The organism is Veillonella sp. CAG:933, from assembly GCF_000431435.1.
In the GTDB taxonomy this organism is placed as follows: domain Bacteria; phylum Bacillota; class Negativicutes; order Veillonellales; family Veillonellaceae; genus Veillonella_A.
Map to the genome: position 1 here is coordinate 1 of NZ_HF986117.1, position 1,345 is coordinate 1,345.

The window sequence follows — 1,345 nt, forward strand, 5'->3', positions numbered from 1 at the left end:
TCATCGCCTGTAGTAACCTGTATATTTGCCCCGTCGGTGTATTTCCAGATATGACCAAATGGATTCTCTATACCACGATACCTGTTAGCCATCAACGTAGCATGAGTACCGTCGGAAGAGTTCTTCACCACATATGCCTTCTCTCCAGAGCTGTTCCCGAACTCGTTGGTGTAGCCGCATGGTATAAGGGGATTGGCGTTGTTGAAGTTAGCCCAATCCGTCATTTGTGTTGGGCCTTCTCCTAATCCGCCTTGAGTGAAACCGTTAGCGTCCTTCTGGGCGTTGAAAAGCTTCTGGCTATTTAATGTAGCATATTCTACTGCAAATAACCAGAATAGAGTCTTATGTGCTCCATACGTGTACATTTCCCAACCACTACCACGTTTTCTTGCAGCTTGCCGGAATTGGTCTCGGGTAAGGTTGGTAACAGGGCATCCTAGCAAGGAACGGTAGGTATCATCCCATTCAGCGGTGTTGTCACCACCTCTAAAATTAATTGAATTAGGATCACTTAATTTACTAGCTCCAGCCGCCGAACATAATAAATTATCGGTTCTATACATTCTGGCTTCATATGTTGAGATATAGAACTTATCTACATGTTTATACCCAGGTAATGGAATTTCGGACAACATCATCCTAAATTTAGTGCCATTAAAATACAATTTATACCAATGTTCAGGCATCTCTGTCATAACGGCATAATCCAAATAGCTTCCACCCCATGAAAGCTCATTATCCAAATATTCTTTAACTCCACCATCTCTATCCAAAAGACACCTTCTCATCTTACTCTGGATAGGTAGTTCTCTATGCAGTTGCATATTACCTACTCTAACTCCATCAGGACTAGATGATGCAGTATCCCATTCAACACCATATGCATATCTTTCTTCTAGATCTGGTATATCTTCCCAAGCTGGAGACCACTCGGTCGATATGTCACCATATTCAAGTTTAATCTTATGGATGGTGGAAATTGATGTGCCCGTTTTAGGAGAACTAAATACAACCATATGTGTATTATCAGCTACTGCATCTCCGATATTAGTAATCCATTTAAAAGTCTTACTAGCCTTCCCATTTACAAAGTCAGTCTTGCTGAACTGAGCCATAGAACCTACTGCACCAGTAGAGTTATATATAGTGAACATTTCCTTATCATCACCCAACTCTCCAAAAATAGTCAATGTTACTTGTGTTCCTTTAGATATCTGTTCAGTTAGCCAATAATCAGCCATCTCATACTTGGAATTACTCACCTCCTTCCCCGAACCCAGCAACAGGTTCCTACCGTACACAGGAAGCTTTCTATACTTGCCATCATTCATTAAAGCTTTTGATC

Annotated in this window: 1 protein-coding gene; it reads right to left on the reverse strand. The window is 41.2% G+C overall.

The genetic code is table 11. The annotated features are described in order from the left end of the window. A partial coding sequence (locus tag QZL64_RS00920; protein ID WP_296309090.1) for a hypothetical protein occupies window positions 1-1,345 on the reverse strand: 1,345 nt, incomplete at both ends.